The organism is Lysinibacillus sp. FW12, from assembly GCF_050817245.1.
Taxonomy (GTDB): Bacteria; Bacillota; Bacilli; order Bacillales_A; family Planococcaceae; genus Lysinibacillus; species Lysinibacillus irui.
The window spans coordinates 1,292,706-1,312,624 of record NZ_CP139094.1 but is presented as its reverse complement, the minus strand read 5'-3'; the positions used below and the strand labels follow the sequence as shown (position 1 = coordinate 1,312,624).

19 protein-coding genes, 1 pseudogene and 1 riboswitch are annotated in these 19,919 nt (G+C 37.0%); of the genes and pseudogenes, 6 read left to right on the top strand and 14 right to left on the bottom strand.

Annotation, left to right across the window (positions count from 1 at the left end; genetic code table 11):
• Positions 1-16: 16 nt before the first annotated feature.
• The gene (locus SJW71_RS06695; RefSeq protein ID WP_274797367.1) at positions 17-961 is read right to left on the bottom strand and encodes a DHH family phosphoesterase; all 945 of its coding nucleotides are present in this window, start codon (positions 959-961) and stop codon (positions 17-19) included.
• A gap of 90 nt (positions 962-1,051) precedes the next feature.
• Here SJW71_RS06695 and SJW71_RS06690 point away from each other — a divergent pair, with 90 nt between their 5' ends.
• Positions 1,052-1,357, top strand: coding sequence for a YtpI family protein (locus SJW71_RS06690; protein WP_274794075.1), 306 nt, complete (start codon positions 1,052-1,054; stop codon positions 1,355-1,357).
• 54 nt (positions 1,358-1,411) lie between these two features.
• On the opposite strand, the pseudogene SJW71_RS06685 reads toward SJW71_RS06690, so the two are convergent.
• Positions 1,412-2,718 (bottom strand): annotated as a pseudogene (locus SJW71_RS06685) (DRTGG domain-containing protein).
• 150 nt (positions 2,719-2,868) lie between these two features.
• Positions 2,869-3,552: a metal-dependent hydrolase gene (locus tag SJW71_RS06680; protein ID WP_274794077.1), complete on the bottom strand. Its 684-nt coding sequence runs from the start codon at positions 3,550-3,552 to the stop codon at positions 2,869-2,871.
• 226 nt (positions 3,553-3,778) lie between these two features.
• Here SJW71_RS06680 and SJW71_RS06675 point away from each other — a divergent pair, with 226 nt between their 5' ends.
• Positions 3,779-4,867 (top strand): M24 family metallopeptidase, encoded by a 1,089-nt coding sequence (locus SJW71_RS06675; RefSeq protein WP_274794078.1) that lies wholly within the window; start codon positions 3,779-3,781, stop codon positions 4,865-4,867.
• 46 nt (positions 4,868-4,913) lie between these two features.
• Here SJW71_RS06675 and ald read toward each other — a convergent pair whose 3' ends face one another.
• Entirely contained in the window at positions 4,914-6,029 is a 1,116-nt protein-coding gene (ald, locus tag SJW71_RS06670) for an alanine dehydrogenase (protein WP_274794079.1), read from the bottom strand.
• Positions 6,030-6,452: 423 nt separating this feature from the next.
• On the opposite strand from ald, the gene SJW71_RS06665 reads away from it, so the two are divergent.
• On the top strand, positions 6,453-6,902 hold the full coding sequence (locus SJW71_RS06665; protein ID WP_274794080.1) for a universal stress protein: 450 nt from the start codon (positions 6,453-6,455) through the stop codon (positions 6,900-6,902).
• Between the two features lie 65 nt (positions 6,903-6,967).
• Here SJW71_RS06665 and SJW71_RS06660 read toward each other — a convergent pair whose 3' ends face one another.
• From SJW71_RS06660 to mbcS, 5 genes are all read right to left on the bottom strand, one after another.
• Positions 6,968-7,897 (bottom strand): class I SAM-dependent methyltransferase, encoded by a 930-nt coding sequence (locus SJW71_RS06660; RefSeq protein WP_274794081.1) that lies wholly within the window; start codon positions 7,895-7,897, stop codon positions 6,968-6,970.
• Between the two features lie 88 nt (positions 7,898-7,985).
• Positions 7,986-8,489, bottom strand: a complete 504-nt coding sequence (tpx, locus tag SJW71_RS06655; RefSeq protein ID WP_274794082.1) for a thiol peroxidase — start codon at positions 8,487-8,489, stop codon at positions 7,986-7,988.
• Between the two features lie 142 nt (positions 8,490-8,631).
• A complete protein-coding gene (locus tag SJW71_RS06650; RefSeq protein ID WP_274794083.1) occupies positions 8,632-9,255 on the bottom strand; it encodes an RDD family protein in 624 nt (207 codons plus the stop codon).
• Positions 9,256-9,267: 12 nt separating this feature from the next.
• Entirely contained in the window at positions 9,268-10,281 is a 1,014-nt protein-coding gene (gene sppA, locus SJW71_RS06645) for a signal peptide peptidase SppA (protein WP_274794084.1), read from the bottom strand.
• 187 nt (positions 10,282-10,468) lie between these two features.
• Positions 10,469-12,049 (bottom strand): acyl-CoA synthetase MbcS, encoded by a 1,581-nt coding sequence (gene mbcS / locus SJW71_RS06640; protein ID WP_431811881.1) that lies wholly within the window; start codon positions 12,047-12,049, stop codon positions 10,469-10,471.
• 190 nt (positions 12,050-12,239) lie between these two features.
• Positions 12,240-12,338: riboswitch (TPP riboswitch) on the top strand.
• Positions 12,339-12,419: 81 nt separating this feature from the next.
• On the opposite strand from mbcS, the gene thiM reads away from it, so the two are divergent.
• The 3 genes from thiM to thiE are packed head-to-tail and all read left to right on the top strand — an operon-like array spanning position 12,420 to position 14,630.
• Positions 12,420-13,187, top strand: a complete 768-nt coding sequence (gene thiM, locus SJW71_RS06635; RefSeq protein WP_312506607.1) for a hydroxyethylthiazole kinase — start codon at positions 12,420-12,422, stop codon at positions 13,185-13,187.
• Entirely contained in the window at positions 13,175-13,999 is an 825-nt protein-coding gene (gene thiD / locus SJW71_RS06630; RefSeq protein WP_431811880.1) for a bifunctional hydroxymethylpyrimidine kinase/phosphomethylpyrimidine kinase, read from the top strand. The genes thiM and thiD overlap by 13 nt, the downstream gene beginning before the upstream one ends.
• Positions 13,989-14,630 carry a thiamine phosphate synthase gene (gene thiE / locus SJW71_RS06625; protein WP_274794088.1) on the top strand — a complete coding sequence of 214 codons (642 nt, stop codon included), beginning with the start codon at positions 13,989-13,991 and terminating at the stop codon, positions 14,628-14,630. Before thiD ends, thiE begins: the two co-directional genes overlap by 11 nt.
• Positions 14,631-14,701: 71 nt before the next feature.
• Here the strand turns inward: thiE and SJW71_RS06620 are convergent, their stop codons facing one another.
• The 5 genes from SJW71_RS06620 to ezrA form a co-directional block, all read right to left on the bottom strand.
• Positions 14,702-14,920: an alpha/beta-type small acid-soluble spore protein gene (locus SJW71_RS06620; RefSeq protein ID WP_274794089.1), complete on the bottom strand. Its 219-nt coding sequence runs from the start codon at positions 14,918-14,920 to the stop codon at positions 14,702-14,704.
• A 145-nt stretch (positions 14,921-15,065) separates the two neighbouring features.
• Positions 15,066-16,277: a tRNA uracil 4-sulfurtransferase ThiI gene (thiI, locus tag SJW71_RS06615; protein WP_274794090.1), complete on the bottom strand. Its 1,212-nt coding sequence runs from the start codon at positions 16,275-16,277 to the stop codon at positions 15,066-15,068.
• The gene (locus SJW71_RS06610) at positions 16,277-17,431 is read right to left on the bottom strand and encodes a cysteine desulfurase family protein (protein ID WP_274794091.1); all 1,155 of its coding nucleotides are present in this window, start codon (positions 17,429-17,431) and stop codon (positions 16,277-16,279) included. Before SJW71_RS06610 ends, thiI begins: the two co-directional genes overlap by 1 nt.
• A gap of 106 nt (positions 17,432-17,537) precedes the next feature.
• Positions 17,538-17,999, bottom strand: a complete 462-nt coding sequence (locus SJW71_RS06605; RefSeq protein ID WP_312506649.1) for a GNAT family N-acetyltransferase — start codon at positions 17,997-17,999, stop codon at positions 17,538-17,540.
• A gap of 97 nt (positions 18,000-18,096) precedes the next feature.
• The gene (gene ezrA / locus SJW71_RS06600; protein WP_274794093.1) at positions 18,097-19,797 is read right to left on the bottom strand and encodes a septation ring formation regulator EzrA; all 1,701 of its coding nucleotides are present in this window, start codon (positions 19,795-19,797) and stop codon (positions 18,097-18,099) included.
• Between the last annotated feature and the right edge of the window lie 122 nt (positions 19,798-19,919).

Below are 19,919 nucleotides of genomic sequence, written 5' to 3'. Positions count from 1 at the left end.
CCCTTCCTTTTCTCTCTTAATGATATGCTTTACAAATTTCTTGTAATCTTGAAATAACGGCGTCTGCCTCCTCCCATGAATAAGCAGTAGCTCCAGAGGCTAGCGGATGCCCACCCCCGTTAAATTCCTTCGCTAATGTATTAATAATTGGACCCTTTGAACGTAGTCGTACTCGAATTTGATCTTCTTCTTCAATGAACACTACCCATGAGCATATTCCTTTTACACTGCCCAGACAGCCTACTAGTAAAGAAGCCTCTGATGGAACTGTCTCATACTGTGCTAGCAAATCCTTTGACAGCTTCACATAGGCAGCTCCATGCTCATCCATTACAAAATTTTGATAAATATAGCCTTGTAAATTAAGTAGCTTCTGATCCATTTCATACATGCCATCAAAAATTTCATTTCGATTAAAATCATATGTAATCAAATCTGCAGCAACTTTAAATGTTTTAGAGGTTGTACTTGGGAATTGAAATCTGCCTGTATCCCCTACAATACCTGCAAATAGTAATCGTGCTGCGGCATCTGATAATTTCCAGTCTGCAACTACCTTACCTTCTTCATACAATTCATAAATCATTTCACTGCAAGAGCTTGCTGTTGTGTCAACCCATAAAAGATCACCATAAGCATCATCATTTGGATGATGATCAATTTTAATTACCATTTTCCCTTTGGTATAGCGCTGGTCGTCGACGCGCTCTGTATTGGCAGTGTCTGTCACGATGACTAAGGCATTTTCATAAACATCATCTGCTATTTGATCAGGCTGTGCCATAAATGATAAAGAAGCATCATGGTCTCCTACAGCATAAACCTTTTTCTCAGGATAATTTGCTAAAATAATCTCTTTTAATCCTTGTTGTGAGCCGTAAGCATCCGGATCTGGACGTACATGACGATGAATTATGATTGTTTCATTGGCCTTAATTGTGTCGATGATTTGTCTTTTCACCATAAATTCCTCCAAAATGATAGTAAGAACCGTTAGCATTTTTCCAAAATAATCGTTACAATAATGTCTAGTTATGCTAGGAGGTTTACTATGCTCAATTTAATATTTGTGTTCACGATAATCATATCATTTGTCTTCTATTTTTATTTTAAAACAAAACAGTTTCGTTCTCCATTACCGATTGCCAAGAATTGGTACAAGAGTAAAGCGAATATAGGCTTTGGTTCCTTCCTAGTGTTTTTTGGATTAAATCAAGCCTATCTATTCCCTACCTTGTATACATTTATTATTGTAGCAATTCTAGTCGTGCTCGGCATCTTTGTCATTTTAGAAAATACAAAAAAAGCACGCCATTATGGGCAATTTGTTGAAGAGGAATTTCGTATAAATCAATAATTATGTAACAAAGGGATGACCAAGCAATTGCTCTAGGCCATCCCTTTTTAATCGTTAACGTTCCAATAATTGGAACATCATCATTGCCTTACCGACAAGCATTTGTTGATTATACACTTCAAAATCCATTTTCACAAACTTACGACTCATATCTAATATTCGAGGCTTAACTGTAAGTGTACTTTCCATCTGTACGGGTTTAATGAAGTAAATCGTCATATTCTCGGCCACCGCATCTCCACGTTTGCGACGTTTTAATGCAAAAGAACCTACCTCAGCTAATAACGTTGTAAAAGCACCATATGAGATTGCTCCGTATTGATTGGTCATTTGTGGCGTGACTTTAAATTCGACAATAAGTTCTTCATCACCTAATACCTTCATTTCATTTTTCACTAAATCATCAATTGTTTCACCATGCTGCGGCTGTCTTTGTGCTAGTTGTAGTGCCTTTAGTACATCCTGACGACTAATGACACCTTGCAGAATATTATCATCATCCACAATAGGTAAGAGGTCAATCCCCTCCCAAATCATCCTATGCCCTGCAGAAGCAACACTCATTTTCATGGAGCCAGCAATCGGATTTTTCGTCATAACTTTTTCAATAAGCTCGTTTTCTTCACGTCCAATGACGTCTTTTACAGTAATCATCCCGACAAGTTTATTTTGATGAGTGACAACTGGAAATGCACCGTGTGTTGTACGTTCATTCAGCTTCTGGAAATGATGAATTGTTTCATCATTCTTTAACGCAGCCGTGTCAGTCATTGGTACATAAATGTCTTCGATAAACAAAATATCTTTTTTGATTAATTGGTCATAGATTGCTCGGTTAATCATCGTTGCAACTGTAAAGGTATCGTAACTTGTTGAAATAATTGGTAAATCTAATGAGTCTGCAAGCATCTTATTATCTTCTGTTGTATCAAAACCGCCAGTGATTAAAACCGCTGCACCTGCTCGTAGTGCATTTTCATGTGCTTTAATACGGTTCCCTACAATCAATAAGCTACCTGCATCTGTATAGCGCATCATGTCCTCTAGCTGCATTGCACCAATGACAAATTTCGTTAGCGTTTTATGTAGACCTGATTTTCCACCTAAAACTTGGCCATCGATAATATTGACAATTTCTGCAAAAGTCAAACGCTCAATATTTTCTTTCTTTTTTTCTCAATACGAATTGTTCCAACACGTTCTATCGAACTTACTAAGCGGCGATTTTCCGCTTCTTTTATGGCGCGGTAAGCAGTCCCTTCGCTCACTTGCATTTCCTTCGCAATTTGACGTACTGAAATTTTATCGCCCACGGGTAGTGATTCGATGTATTGTAAAATTTTCTCATGTTTTGTAGACAAAATATCACCTATTTCCTAAGCTTCAATTCTGCTCTTAGTGTACCATATTTTTTATAAAAATATTTAATATAAAGTGAGAAAAAGTTTAATATTGCCCATCATTTCAACTACCGTCGTGGTGTCAATTTATTAGTACAGCAACCTCAAGGATTAGAAACAGTTTACTTTTTCACCCGCTTTTAAAATCTGAACCTCAGAATTTTGCACTAAATCTGCAAAAATTTGTGGATCTTGCTCGATTGGTGGGAATGTATTGTAATGAATCGGTACAACTATTTTCGGCTTCAAGAATGAAACTGCACAAGCTGCATCCTCTGGTCCCATTGTAAAATTATCTCCAATTGGTAAGAAGGCAATATCGATTGGATGTCGTTCACCGATTAACTTCATATCTCCAAATAGGGCCGTATCGCCTGCATGATAGATTGTTAATCCTTCAATAAATAATAAAATCCCCGCTGGCATGCCCATATAAATAATTTCATTATTATCTGTTACATAAGATGATCCATGAAAGGCTTGTGTAAACTTCACTTTACCAAAGTCAAATTCTTTAGCACCCCCGATATGCATTGGGTGTACTTTAACACCTTGCCAAGATAGCCAATTCGCTAATTCATTTGGAGCAATGACTAACGCATCTTTTTTCTTCGCTAGTTCCACCGTGTCACCAACATGATCATTATGTCCATGTGTCAGTAAAATAATATCTGGTGTTTCCTCAGCAACGTTTAAATCTGTTTGTCCATTGCCATTAATGAAAGGGTCAATTAAAATTGTTTTCCCATTTGTTTGAATTTTGACAACTGAATGTCCATGATAACTGATTTCCATTTTTAAAATCCTCCCAGAATTATAAATTACAGTCCATCATTTTAATTCGCTACTCATGCGTATTTTCCCTTTTTTTGATATGCTTGTATAGAGAATAATCGTAGACTTCTCTAATAGACTTATACCCTGTTAGAGCACCATTATTCAGTACTAAGAAAGGCATCGACATTTTTTGTCGAAACCTTTTAACGTATCATTTCCCATGTAATAAAAGGAGGACATATTTATGTCAAAGGTTGAAGAAATCCAAAGTTATTTGCAGCAAAATCACATTGATGCAGCATTCGTAACAACACCTGACAATGTTTTTTACGTATCAGGCTTTAAAAGTAATCCACATGAAAGATTACTAGGGGTTATGATTTTTAAAAATGCTGAGCCTTTTCTAATTTGTCCACAAATGGAGATTCCAGATGCGAAGGCTGCAGGTTGGAATTACGAGGTTATTGGTCATCAAGATACAGAAAATTCGATGGACGTTCTTGCCCAAGCTATCACATCACGTCAAGTTAACCCAACTACGTTTGCCATTGAAAAAGCGCAACTAATCGTGGAACGTTTAGAAGCTTTACAACAATCATTCCCTCAAGCTAATTTTGTGCGCCTTGATGAAAAGATTAATGCCATGCGTGTAATCAAGGATGAAAGTGAATTAGAAAAATTACGTAAGGCTGCAGAATTAGCTGATTATGCAATTGAAGTTGGTTGCAAGGAAATCGCTGAAGGCAAAACAGAAATGGAAATTCTAACTGCGATTGAAAGTGCTATTCAAGATAAAGGGTGCAAAATGTCCTTTGAAACAATGGTATTAAGCGGTCCAAAAACTGCATCTCCACACGGGAAACCAGGAGCACGTAAAATTGAAAAAGGTGATATGGTACTATTTGACCTTGGGGTAATTTACGATGGCTATTGCTCAGATATTACGCGCACAGTTGCCTTCGGTGAACCTACTGAAGCACAAAAAGAAATTTATAATACTGTTTTAGCTGCCAACCAAAATGCAGTGGCAGCCGTCAAGCCTGGTATTCGTGCTATGGACTTAGATAAAATTGCTCGTGATACAATTACTGAAGCAGGTTATGGTGAATATTTCACACATCGCCTTGGGCATGGTCTCGGCATTTCTGTACACGAATTCCCATCCGTTACAGGCGCTAATGAAATGACAATGGAAGAGGGCATGGTCTTTACAATTGAGCCTGGCATTTATAAATCAGATGTAACAGGCGTACGTATCGAGGATGACGTTGTCGTAACAAAAGATGGCGTGGAGGTACTAACAAAGTTTCCGAAAGATTTAATCATTCTATAAGGAATACAAAAAAGGAAGCAACCTGTGTGCTTCCTTTTTCAATGATTTATTGAATTAATTCATCTACATTTACAAATGGCAGTCCTTGTGAATCTGCTACTGCTTTATACACAAGTTGTCCATCTAATGTATTGACACCTTTTTTAAGTGCCTCATTATCGAGACAAGCCTGCTTATAGCCTTTATTGGCAATTTGAAGTGCGTATGGAATAGTATTATTCGTTAAGGCAATAGTTGATGTACGAGGTACTGCACCTGGCATATTGGCTACTGCATAGTGTACTACACCATGTTTTACATATGTTGGATCATCATGCGTTGTCACACGATCAGATGTTGCAAAAATACCACCTTGATCAATCGCGATATCTACCACTACTGAACCAGCTTGCATTGACTGAATCATTTCTTCAGATACAAGCTTAGGTGCTTTTGCTCCTGGAATTAAAACTGCACCAATGACTAAATCTGAATTTTTCACTGATTCTGCAATATTATAAGGATTTGAGATTAGTGTTTGAACCTCGCGACCAAACAAATCTTCTAATTGGCGTAGGCGTTCTGGGCTTAAATCAATAACTGTCACATCTGCCCCCATACCAACAGCGATTTTTGCAGCATTTGTTCCTGCGATACCCCCACCAATTACTGTCACTTTACCGCGTTGTACACCTGATACGCCTCCAAGTAAAATACCTTTACCAGCATGGTTTCTTTCCAAGAACTGCGCACCGATTTGCGTAGCCATTTTACCAGCTACTTCACTCATTGGTGTTAACAAAGGTAATGAGCCATTTGCTAATTGCACAGTTTCATAGGCAATCCCTACAACCTTTTTATTTAAAAGTGCCTGAGTTAATTCAACCTCTGGCGCTAAGTGTAAATACGTGAATAAAATTTGACCTTCATAAAAATAATCATACTCTGAAGCAACAGGTTCTTTCACCTTCATGATCATTTCTTGTGACCATGCTTCTTTAGCTGTTTGAACGATATGAGCACCAGCTGCAATGTAATCAGCATCCGTAAAGCTTGATCCTAAACCTGCTCCTGTTTCAATGTACACCTCATGACCTGCATGTGTTAAAGTAACAACTCCCGCAGGTGTCATTGCTACACGATTTTCATTGTTTTTAATTTCCTTTGGAATACCAATCTTCATTGTTTCCTATCCCCTTCCATAACTTAAGAAATAAGCATCATATATGTAACTATGAATTGATGCACCCCTTGCAATTCCATATTACCAAACAAATGCAAAAAAAGCTTTAACTAAAGCAAATACAAATAAAATTTATAACATTTCCAAAATACAAAATATTTAAACGATGAATTGGTTGAAAAACATTATATTTAGATAGCAAATTAATGAAACGAAAGGAACGTTAAAGAAGGCTATAGCTAATGCAAATTTAACTAGCAAAAAGACGTTTACACGCTGTAAATAGTGGGAATTAAGTAAGTAAATTTATTTGACATTTCTTCATGAAATGCCTTCACTTTTTCATAATTTTATTCCGGAAAGTATTTCCTTTAGAAAATCATTTGGTATAATCAACATATACAAATCAGGGAGGTTTTTCAAATGGCTAATCATTATAAAAGCATTGTTGTTGCAGTAGACGGTTCAAAAGAAGCTGAATACGCATTTCGTAAATCAATTGATGTTGCAAAACGAAACGAAGGTGCTGTATTAAATCTAGTAAATGTAATCGACACTCGTTCATTCGCTGCTATTGAGGCATATGATCGTTCTATTGCGGAACGTGCTCAAGCATTTTCTGAAGAACTATTAAATGGTTACAAAAAGCAAGCTGAAGATGAAGGCTTAACAAATGTGAATCTTATCATTGAGTATGGCTCACCAAAAAATATCATTACAAAAGAACTTTCTAAAATTGTAGATGCAGATTTAATTATTTGTGGTGCAACTGGTTTAAATGCCGTTGAACGTTTCTTAATTGGCTCTGTATCTGAAGCCATTGTACGTTCAGCTAAATGTGACGTACTTGTTATCCGTACACCAGAAAACTAATTCGCAATACATAAAAAGGTATCCTTCTAAAGGATACCTTTTTACTTCTATTGGAATCGTCAGGCTTACTTGCCCTCTTTCCACATTTTCACTTTTTCAAAGAATAATGCCAGAGCCTGTTTATTCTGCATATTTGGTACTTTTGCTAGTAGGACTTCTTTTGGCGCTTTTAATTCTTTCGCTTGCTTTTGTAAAATCACAATGCTTTTTTCTAATGTTTTATTGGCAAACATAGAGTCAGGTAATTGAATGATCGCCTGAATCCAAGCATGCTTTTGAATATATTTGTGTAGTTGCTTAGACTGTTCCGAATCGAAAAGATGAGAGGGCGCAAGGAAAAATAAATAGCCACCATCTTTTGTATAATTCATCGATTGTTCAATAAATAAATGGTGTGCATAACTCATTCCCTCAGACGGACATAGTTCATAGTTGAGTGCCACTTCTTCATTTGGATAATAGCCTACAGGTAAATCACAAACAACTGCATCAACTGGGTTTACCAATAAATCCTCTAAGGCATCTTGACGGTATAAAGAAATAGGCTGCTCTGTTAAGTCAGCAGTGGCCGCAGCAAGGCGAATAAGTAGTTCGTCCACTTCAACACCAGTCGCTTCCACTTTGCCATCTAATAGATTCATGACCGTCAGTAGTAAATTACCTGTACCTACTGCTGGATCCATGATTGAAATCTTTTCATTTTCAAGACGCTCTACAAAAATTTGTTCCACAAAATAGCCAACGAGTAAACCTAATGTATCTGGTGTCATTTGATGATTTGGCTGCGAACCTTTACGCATTCCTTTTAAAATGGCGATTTGAATAGCTTTACGAATATCCTCTTTTGTCGCACCCTGTTGTGAAAAATCAACTTCACCATCGAGCCATGCTTCTAGACCATCTAGTAACCCCTCTAACAGTGTTATATTGTGTTCTTTTTCGATTTTTTCGGCATGCTCATTAAGCAAACCAAATAATTTCTCGATATTTTCCATAGATAACTTCCTTTCACACAGAAAAGAGCCGTGACAAAACACGTCACAGCCCATTTGTCTAGTATTATCTTAGCCTAAAAGCAGCTCATTATGCTAGTGCTTTAACAGCTGCAACGGCCGCTTCATAGTTTGGATGATCTGTAGCTTCAGGTACATACTCAACATATGTCACTTTATTATTTGCATCCACAACGAAAACTGCACGTGTCAGAAGACGTAATTCTTGAATGTACACGCCATATGCTTCACCAAATGAAAGGTCGCGGTGATCAGAAACAGTTTGAACTGCATCAATACCTGCTGCCCCACACCAACGCTTCTGAGCAAATGGAAGATCTACGGATACTGTATAAATGACTACATTATCGCCTAAATTAGCTGCTTCTTCATTGAAACGGCGTGTTTGCGCATCACATACACCAGTATCTAATGATGGTACAACACTAAATAAACGAATTTTTCCTTCTGAATCTTTTAATGTTACAGGTGATAGGTCATTCGCTAATACTGTAAAATCAGGAGCTTGATCGCCCACCTTTACTTCATTTCCTACTAGTGTTACAGGACCATTTTTAAATGTTACTTGTGCCATATAAACGCCTCCTAATCATCATATGTACATAATATTACTAAATGAAGGGAATTAATTGCAACTAAGTTAGCTTACTTTATTAGAATGTGCTATTTAATAGGAAAGACTGCCTCACTATTATTTCGAGACAGCCTCTTGCTTACTATTCATTTTTTTCTTCTAGCTTGGCTAGTTCAGGTTTTTCCTCTTGCACTTGATTTTCTATCATCTCTTCTTGATTCAAAGAAGCTATAGGTACGACATCCTTTTCAATAAAGACTTTTTCGTGTACCACGGTTGTATCTGCAAAATAATCATGTAAACCCTGGTTTTCTGGTAGAATGACGACCAAAATATAAAGTGGCATAAAAACATTATTAATAATGCGGCCAATCCAATCACGGAATAACACATCTGACCATGTTAGCTTATCATGTTTTAATGAAATAACACGTAATCCAAAAACCATTTTCCCTAATGTTTGCCCAAAGAACTTTGTCATTAGCACAAAATAGCTATAATAGAGAATTGCCGTGATGAGAGAAATCGGCGCATACCAAACGGTGTCTGATAAGGACCAATCCATTAGATAAAAGATAGGATTGAAGAGTATTCCACCTACAGCAGATATTATGAAACCATCTAATAAAAATGCCCAAAATCGAATCCAAAAGCCAGCGGTTTTTAACGCATAGTTTGTAGGCTTTGCCGATTTTTCTGAGGTGTTGATAAGAAAGCCATTTTCCATAGAGGGTGAGCCCTGCATAACAATTTCATTGTTTGTCATTGTACTTCCCCCTTAGTATTCCCCATATAAATACATCATTTTAGGCGCACTGTAGTCCGTCATAATTTTCATTAGCATCTTTTCTTCCGCAGAGGGACCAAATATGGAGCCTATTTTCATACCAACATACGATTGCCAGCCTCCCATATCATATGCATACTCAAATAATGCAGCATCTTCAAGGCCATAATCTGCTCTTAACGCTGCGATAGCTGCTTCTTCATCCCCAATTTCATCAATTAAGCCTGCCTCAAGCGCTTTTGTACCACCAAGAATACGACCATCTGCCACTTTCTTCACGTCTGCTTCAGACATATTACGACCTTGCTCTACTATGTCCACAAATTCTTCATATGTTTCATTAATCATATCTTGCATCATGGCACGTTCCTCTGCTGTCACTTCACGCATTGGACTTAGCATATCCTTATGTTCACCTGATTTAAACGTTTCAAATTTCACACCAACTTTTTCAGCTAATGCTTGGTAGTTAATAGATTGCATAATAACACCAATCGATCCTGTAATTGTATCACGATGCGCAAATATTTTATCTGCAGGTGCTGAAATATAATATCCACCTGATGCAGCCATAGAATCCATAGATACATAAATCGGAATTTGACGTTCTTCTTTAATTTTTAAGAGCTTTTTATAAATATCTGCTGATTCTTTGACGCCACCACCTGGTGAATTGACACTTAAAACAATGCCTTGTACTGAATCATCATACAAAATATTATCCAATTGCTCTAGGAAAAATTGATGATCATAGGCAACTGGTTGCCATAATGTACTTGAGCCGATATCTTGAATTGTTCCATCTACCTTTAAATAAGCGATCCGCTTATCAAAATTATCTCCTTCAATTACATTTTCATATACATCTAAATTATTTCCTGCCATTAAACTATCAAAATTACCTAGGAAATCTGCTTTAAATAGAGCAAAAATGGTGTTAATCCCCAATGAAAATAATAAAAGAACACCTGCGACTACTAAAGCAACCCACCTTTTAACATTCATGTCTTTCCGCCTCCTTAACACGTAATACGAATGACTAGCTTTTTTGTTTCATTTTTTTGCAATTATATGCAAAAAGATTTATACTATTTATTTCCTCATAATACCTTACCTAAAAAAACAAAAAAAATCAAAGTCCATTGCCATTCTTGAACTTTGATTTTCGACATTATTTCCTAGGAAATGATAATTAGTGTAGTTGTTTTGCTTCTTGCTGTCTTAATTCAACACGTCGAATTTTCCCCGAGGATGTTTTCGGTAGCTCTTCCACAAATTCAATAGCACGCGGATATTTATAAGGTGCTGTCAATAGTTTCACATGATCTTGAAGAGTTCGAATAAGTGCTTCATCACCATTTTCAGCATTTCGAAGTACAACAAAAGCTTTAACAATATTTCCCCGAACTTTATCTGGGCTCGCAATAACAGCCGCTTCCTTTACAGTTGGGTGCTTCATCAAAGCATCTTCTACCTCAAATGGCCCAATTGTGTAGCCAGAGGATATAATGACATCATCTCCACGACCCTCAAACCAAAAGTAACCATCTTGATCTTTATAAGCACGATCACCTGTAATATACCACTCTCCACGGAATTGTAAATTTGTTCGTTCCGGGTCATTTAAATATTTTTTAAACAGTGCGGGAGTGGTGCGATGAACAGCAATATCGCCAACTTCTCCAACAGCAACAGGGTTACCGAAATCGTCTATAATTTCAACCTTATTGCCAGGAGTTGGTTTTCCCATAGAACCAATTCTAGCTTCCATTCCAACCATTGTGCCAACAAGTAATGTGTTTTCCGTCTGACCGTAGCCATCTCGGACTTGCAAATCGAAAGTCTTCGAAAATACGTTAATGACCTCGCTATTCAAAGGCTCTCCTGCTGATACAGCTTGACGAAGTGCCGTTAAATCGAATTCATGTAAATGTTCTAGTGCTGCCATAAAACGATATTCTGTAGGTGTGCAACATAAAACATTTATTTTAAATTTTTCGAGTAACCTTAGATAGGTAGATGCATCAAATTTCCCCTTATATACAAATGCAGTAGCACCACTCCCTAATGTTGCTAGAAACGGACTCCAAATCCATTTTTGCCAACCTGGTGCTGCTGTCGCCCAAACAATATCATCTTCTTGCACACCTAACCAGTGTGGTGCTGTTGTTCGTAAATGTGCATAGCCCCAGCTATGAGTATGTACAGCTGCTTTTGGGTTTCCTGTTGTACCACTTGTATAAGCTAAGAATGCAGTATCTGTACTTTTTGTTGGAGAAGAACTTATGTAAGTTGTAGGTTGAATGCGCATTTTTTCTAAAAGTGGTTGCCAAGGTTCATGGGCCTTCCCTATAACAAATTGTTGCATTCCTTGTAAATTGTTCACCTGATCAAATTGATCAATATAAGGCTCGTAAGCAACAATTCCTTTAGCATTCGCATGCTTGATGCGATATTCAATGTCTTTAGTTCTTAGCATTTCTGAGCTCGGAATAATAGTTAATCCAGCTTTCAATGCTGCAATATATACAATATATGCTTCCACTGAACGAGGTACCATCACTAAAATCACATCACCTTTTGATAAACCTTGCATCGTGAATACGTGTGCAGCTTGATTTGCCCTTTCAAGTAAATATGCATATGTAATAAATTGTACATCCTTATTTTCCTCGTAAATAATTAATGCATTTTTTGTTGTATCTTGAGCATATTTTTCAATTTCATCTGTTATGTTATACCATTCTGGTGCAACTAAATCTTGTCTCTTCATGGCAAATGCCCCCTTTTGCTATGACACATTATAAAACTCTTTTTTCAGCATTTTCAATGGTTTGCGCTTAATTTTGGAAAAGTCATGACAACTATCATACTCTGCTATATGGCATCGGTCACATTTTGTCGATAGGTAAACTTGCTATTGAATACAATTGAAAAGTATGGTACATTTTGGTCAACTAAAAGCAAGATTGCAGGGGGACTCGTCAAGAGTTGAGAAGGTAAAACCTGACCCTTTGAACCTGTTAGTTAATACTGACGTAGGGAGCAATAAACATCTATTGATGAAAGGCTCTTTTTCGTGCATTTTTACACAAAAAGAGCCTTTTTTGCATGCTTACGTCCATCCATAAAGGAGGACTACGATGATATTTCAAACAATCCGTCAACAGCAACCACTGATTCATTGTATTACAAATTATGTGGTAGCAAATTTCCAAGCAAATGGTTTATTAGCAATAGGCGCTTCCCCGGTTATGGCCGATGATAGCCGTGAGGTAGAGGAAATGGTAGCACTCGCTCAAGCCTTGTTAATTAACATCGGTACACTCAATGATCGAACTAAAGAATCAATGTTGTTAGCAGGCAAAATGGCCAATAAACTTGGAATTCCAGTCATTTTAGATCCTGTCGGTGCTGGTGCCACTACTTATCGAAAAGAAACGGTACGATACTTGCTTGAGGAAGTACATTTTTCGGTCATTCGTTGTAATGTTGGGGAACTAGCAGCAATAGCCAATGTTGACTGGCAACAAAAAGGTGTCGATAGTGGGAATGGCTCCATTGCTTTAGAAGAAGAGGCGATTTTATTAGCCCAACATTATCAATGCATTGTTATCATAACAGGAGAACGAGATTTTATAACAGATGGTGTGGATAGCCAATGGATAAATGGCGGGAATATGCAAATGACCGAGGTAACAGGGACAGGCTGTTTACTTAGTGCTATTTGCGGTGCCGCCTATATTGCAGGCCATAATCCATACCGACAATTAGCGGACACATTAACTTACTATAAAAAAGCTGCGGTACTGGCGTCAGCGTTTACATCAGATATTGGTGATTTCCAAATAGCTTTACTAAATGCTCTTTATCGCCTATCGAAGGATGGTGAAGCTTCATGCATATTGTAACGACGATTGCAGGCTCAGATAGTGGTGGCGGTGCAGGCATACAGGCTGATTTAAAAACATTTCAGGAATTAGGGGTGTTTGGTACTTCAGTAATTACAGCTTTGACAGCACAAAATACAATGGGTGTGTCAGGAGTTTTCCCTATTGATCACTCCTTTGTTGAAAAACAATTTCAAGTTTTAATCGAAGATTTTTCAATTGCTGCAATTAAAACAGGGATGCTTTATTCCTCTGATATTATTAAAGCTATCGCACATATGATTCATAATCAAAACATCCCACTAATTGTTGATCCAGTAATGATTGCAAAGGGTGGAGAAAGCTTATTACTGCAAGAAGCTATTGAAGCAATGCGCTCTTCTCTACTACCACTTGCTACGATCGTTACCCCCAATATCCCTGAAGCAGAGGCTCTGACAGGGAGAAAAATACATGATGTTTCAGATATACGTGAAGTAGCTCAAGGTTTTTTTCAATTAGGTGTACATTGCGTCATTCTTAAAGGTGGCCATTTAGCAGATCCAAATTTTGCTATTGATTATGTATTTTTTCAAAACGGTAAATCTTTTTCTATGCAAACTCCACGTATCCAAACGTCCAATACCCATGGCACAGGTTGCACATTTTCAGCAGCAATCACTGCTTTTCTTGGTCAAGGTTTTGCGATGGATAAGGCAATTATCGAAGCTAAAAAATTTATTCAATTATCAATTTTACATGATTTATCTATTGGTCATGGTTGTGGACCAACAAATCATTTTGCTTATCAACTGCATAAGGATTCCTGTGAGGTGTTGATTTATGAAACGTGAGGATTTACAACTTTATTTTATTATGGGCACAAGCAATGTTAGTCATCAGAATCCCCTTCATGTACTAGAGAGAGCGTTGCAAGCTGGAATTACCATGTTTCAATTTCGAGAAAAAGGTTCCCATGCATTAACTGGATTTGCCTATGAACAATTTGCACGTCAATGTCAAAAACTATGTCAACAATATAACGTTCCTTTTATTGTCAATGATGATGTCGAACTTGCATTACGACTTGGTGCGGACGGTGTTCATATCGGACAAGATGATTTACATGTTAGCATAGCACGTAAAAAAATTGGTAATATGATTCTTGGTGTTTCTGTGCATTCCCAGGACGAACTAGAAACAGCCATTATCCATCAAGCAGATTATGTAGGTATTGGTCCGATTTTTGCAACAACTTCAAAACGGGATGCACAATCACCATGTGGTACAAATTTTTTGCAGCAAGCTCACAATTTCTATCCTGAATTACCAATTGTAGCGATTGGTGGAATTAACCCTACCAATGCATACGCCGTATTTCAAGCTGGGGCAGATGGTATTGCTGTTATTTCAGCTATCTGTGAAAGTATAGATATTAAGCATACAGTAAATACGTTAAGGTCTGTGACACGCATAAATGGTTGATTTTTAAACAAACTAAAACCAGTGCCTTTTTACGGTCACTGGTTTTAAGTTTATAAATGCTTAGTCAGCATTTATTGGTTGTTGTTTGGCATACCTTTTAATTGAGATTCTGCCATTTGTACAAGACGTTTAGTGATTTCACCACCAACGGAACCGTTGGCACGAGCTGAAGCTTCAGCTCCTAATTGAACACCAAATTCTTGTGCAATTTCGTATTTCATTTGATCAAGTGCTTGTTGTGCACCAGGCACTGCAAGCTGGTTTGAACTGCGGTTGTTGTTTGAAGCCATGTCTCTCACCTCCTTGTGAATATAGAATGTGCGATATTAGATTTTTAATACAAAAATTTTAGAGGTAAATTGTACCTCTAATGGCATAGATAAAATAACATAAAAAAGCCGTCTCAAAATTGACTTTGAAACGGCTGTAGATACCTTATAATAGATCTGCAAACTTATCTTGTTGCTGTTCTTCTTTTTTAGGGAAAATGTAGACCTCTCGATTTTTTACTGCTCGCTCGATGAGTTCATCAAAATCAGAGAAGCTTTCATAATGCTCTACCTTTTCAAGCTTTGGCTTTGTTTTTGGGCTGGCAGGTGTAAATATTGTACAGCAGTCTTCAAATGGCTGAATAGATGTTTCATATGTGCCAATTTTTTCTGCAATATCGATAATTTCTAATTTATCTGTTGAAATCAATGGTCGTAAAATAGGCGTATTCGTTACAGCATTGATAGCCGTCAAGCTTTCTAGCGTTTGACTTGCTACTTGTCCCAGACTTTCCCCTGTCACAATTGCAAGAGCTCCTATCTCTTCACGTACTTGATCAGCCACCTTTAACATCATACGACGTGTTGTTGTCATCGAAACATTAGAAGGTACTTTTTCTTTAATAAGTACTTGAATTTCAGTAAAAGGAATGACATGTAATCGAATACTAGCACCAAATTTCGTTAGTTCGTTTGCAAGTACCTTTACTTTCTCTAATGAGTTTTGACTTGTATATGGTGGACTAAAGAAGTGAATTGCTTCTAAACGTACGCCACGCTTCATCATTAAATAACCTGCGACAGGACTATCAATTCCACCAGATAGCATTAATAACGATTTTCCATTCGATCCTACAGGCATCCCACCCGCACCTTGAATGACCTGCGCCATCATATACGTTGCATCATGACGTACTTCTACGCGCAGCTCAATATCAGGCTGCTTTACTTTGACAGATAAATTTTGAAATTGTGGTAAAACATAGCCACCAATTTCACGTTGGATAGCATGCGATTCTAAAGGAAATGATTTATCAGTTCGTTTCACTTCTACCTTAAAAGTATGTTGCTCATCTTTAAATGTCTCCATTATTGTAATAGCAAGCTGCTTCATACTTTCCATATCTTTTTCACATGCAGCAACAGGGCTGAATGATTGAATACCAAAAATTTTAGGTAATCCAGTAATTAGCGTCTGCATTTGTTCTTCACTTTCAATAGCAATAAACATACGGTCACGTTCTGTACGAATATGAAGGTGTCCTAAATCCGCGAAAGCATGACGAATGTTCTCACGCAATCTACGGATAAAATCCATTTTATTACGACCTTTTGTTGAAAGCTCGCCATATCTAATTAGTATTTCTTTCCAAATCATTACATTATTTCTCCTTTAAGTTCCATTATTACTTCTGCTAATACTTGTTTCAATTGTTCTATATCTTCAACTGTGTTATGTGCTCCAAAACTAATACGAATGACACCCTTTTTATAATGCTCATCCAGGTGTAGAGCTTCTACCACATGACTTGTTTTCGTTTGCTTAGATGAACAAGCACTTGAGGTTGACACAATGATGCCACGTTTTTGCATGGCATTAATAATGACTTCCCCTTTTAAATCACGAACACTAAAAGATAAAATATGTGCAGCTCCCTGTGGAGTCGATAAAATATGCACCGCTTCGCCGTATCCTTCTAGCTGAGCACGAATTTCATTCTGCCATTGTCGGTATTTAGTAGCTCGATCTTTCATCGTCTCAACAGCTAATCGAGCCGCTTTTGCTAAAGCGACTGCTTGCGGAACAGCTACAGTTCCACTACGCAATCCAAATTCCTGACCTCCGCCAAGGGCATATGGCTGCCATTTTAATTTTTTACGGAACGCTAATACACCTGAGCCTTTAAAGCCGTGAATTTTATGTCCAGAGATGGAAATACAGTCTGGTCCTTCTTCTCCTTTGAAGGAAACCGCTAATTTTCCAAAGCTTTGAACTGCATCCACATGAAGGAATGCCCGACTCATTTCATGAATTATTTTAGCTGCTTCATAAATAGGTTGGACAGCACCCATTTCATTATTTACATGCATGATGCTAACTAGTATAGTATCTTTGCGAATTTTAGTACGTAGATCATCTAATGAAATGACACCATCTTGATTAACGTGAAGGTATTCAACATCATAACCCTCTTTTTCGAGTTGTTTAACTGTTTCCAAGACAGATGGATGTTCGATTTCAGTCGTTAAAATATGCTTTCCTATATGCGTATTACTATGTGCTATTCCAAAAATAGCTGCATTATTTGACTCTGTACCACCTGAAGTAAATAGCACATTTTTTGCCTCTGTTTGCAAAATATCTGCTACTTGCTCCCGCGCACGCATTAATAAATCATTTGATTCAACTCCCATGGCATGGATAGATGCTGGGTTGGCATAATACTGCTCATTCACAGTCATAAATGCCTGCATAACCTCTTTTAAAGGTTTTGTTGTAGCACTATTATCTAAATAAATTGTATTAACCATAATTTTTCACACACTTTCAAAACGTTGATTTAACGGTATTTATCATAACGCAATCTTTGGCGATTGACTACTAACTTTAACGATTCTTCCATTTTTAATTGGTACTTCACTCTTTTTTCAACATCGTGACAAAAGCTATGGGTGTGCAAAATTCCATATCTTTGACAAAACCGAATTTTTCATAAAGATGGATTGCTCGCTTATTAAATTCGGCAACAGTTAAACGAAGTGGGTGATGATGTTCTTGTTGGATGGTACTTAAAATAAACGCAAAAAATGCTGTACCATATCCTTGACCGGTTAGATTAGGATTCAAACCGATCCCTATATCTATACAATCTTCTATATATGCTTTAAACTCATGTCCTTTTGGAACTTGTGCCGCGGTACCAATACAATAGAAACCGATTATTTCCTCTAGCTCATTCACAATAGCATAGTACGGATTTTCAAGCATTTCTTGTAAGGATTCCTCAGTTAAGTCATTATTATAAAAATTGTATGGGGATTCATAATGCCAGTTTAAAATTTCAATTGCATACTTTTCATTCATTTCTTGTATTAACATTTTCAACCGTACCACACCTTTTCTCTATACTAAAAAGAAAGCTAGAAAGCTGTCTAAAAAGTAATCGCTATACTTTTTAGACAGCTCAAATGTTGAATTATTTTGACATAGTCTCTTCTGCTACCAATTCTTGAATACGTTTTAAAGCTCCTGGCTCCATTTCTTCCACAGCTGTTCCTGCATCTTCTAATGCTTTCGCATAACGGAATTGATGAAACGCCTCTTCCGCTTCTTTTAATCGCATATTTAATTTTGGATTTGTTGCACGATGTCGATTACCGTACTGAATGATGCGCTCAATTAGCATGACATTTTCTATTAATTCATGTGCCTTTACTTTAACTTCCTCTACACAAAGAGTTGCTGCGTTTAAATTATTATGAACTGTACCCATATTCAGTGGTACTTCTTGTAGGCTTTGCATGACAACATAGATGTGCTCTGCTGCCTCATCAAGACGTGCATCCATCTCCTCAGGAATTCCTGGGATATTAGCCTTGTTTAATAAACGATCTGTATCTTGTAAGATTTTCTTTAAGTTCTCAACTTGAGCACGGGCTTTATTTTCATCAATTCGAAGTTTCTTCATTGTATTCGATAGATGTTCTTGTTCCTCGTGAATTCGTTCAAGCTCTTCACTAATTTCGATTAATTCTTCCTGCAAACTTGAATAGGCCGATTTTTCCTCTCTCACACGCATAGCTAATAAATCGTAGCGACGTTGTAGTGCTTCTAATTGCTTTAATGCCGCTTTCGGAATTTCAGCATCTTTTTCGTTTAAATGATAGCTTTGCTGTACATATGTCGCTTCATCACTAACTAACTTTGTTGAAGAGATAACATTGGTGATTGAACTTAATAAACGATCGCAATTTTGATCAACATAATTTTTAGCAATAACCTCTTTTTCAAGTAAATCATAAAAGTGATCGATTTCTTCATTTATTTCTGTCACACGAGGTTTTACCACTGTTAGATTAAGATCCGCTAAATCATTTTTTAATGTATCAAACTCTTTTTCATACTTATTTAATGCATCTGTTAATTCTAGATGTTGTAGATAGTAGGATTGTTCTTCCATTTCACGTTGACCATTACGTAATTCTTGAACCGCTCCTGGAAGCTTAACTTGTAATTCAGTCAAAATGGTTGGAACATCATTAATAAATTCGAATGTTTGCTGTGATTCTTGATTTAAACTAATAACAATTTCTCGCGCTTGCAAGTAATTCCCTTCATTTGTCAGCACATCAAATTCTTCAAACTTTTCAACAAAAGCCTCAAGCTTTTTCTCAAGTGCAGGTAACGCTACACCAAATGAGTGTTGATGAGCAAGCAATGTCTTTCTTGCAGAGCGATAGTATTCCTTTAATTGTTCAATTTCAATTCGATTTTTTTCTTCGCTGCCAATTAATTCATTCAATTCTTCTAAAATATTATTTTTATCTTGGTCGCATTTTTCAATGTAATCCTCAATTTCACGTTCTATTAACGTCGCCTTTTTAAAGCGCAGTCGATTTATTTGATCCTCAGCATCAAATAGAAGTGAATCAATTTTAGTCATATGTACATCGATGACCTCATCCCACGTATTGCGCCATCGTTCAAACATTTCTTCCGTTTCACCGTTCATGTTTAAAGATTTTACTTTTGAAATTTCTTCATTTATAGGATTATGTTGAATTTGTAATTTTTCATTTTCAAGTTTTGCAATAATTGCAACGTGTTTTCTTCGCATCATAAACCCTACTATGGCTAAAATTAATAGTAGGATAATCGGAATGATGATATACTCCATCGTAAGCCTCCTATTCTACAATAAACGAATTGGCTAGTTGTATTTATTATATACTATGTTTTCGCCTTTTGTACTAAAATTTAAGTGTTTTTCAGAAAACTGTATTTTCGCTATTGTGAAAT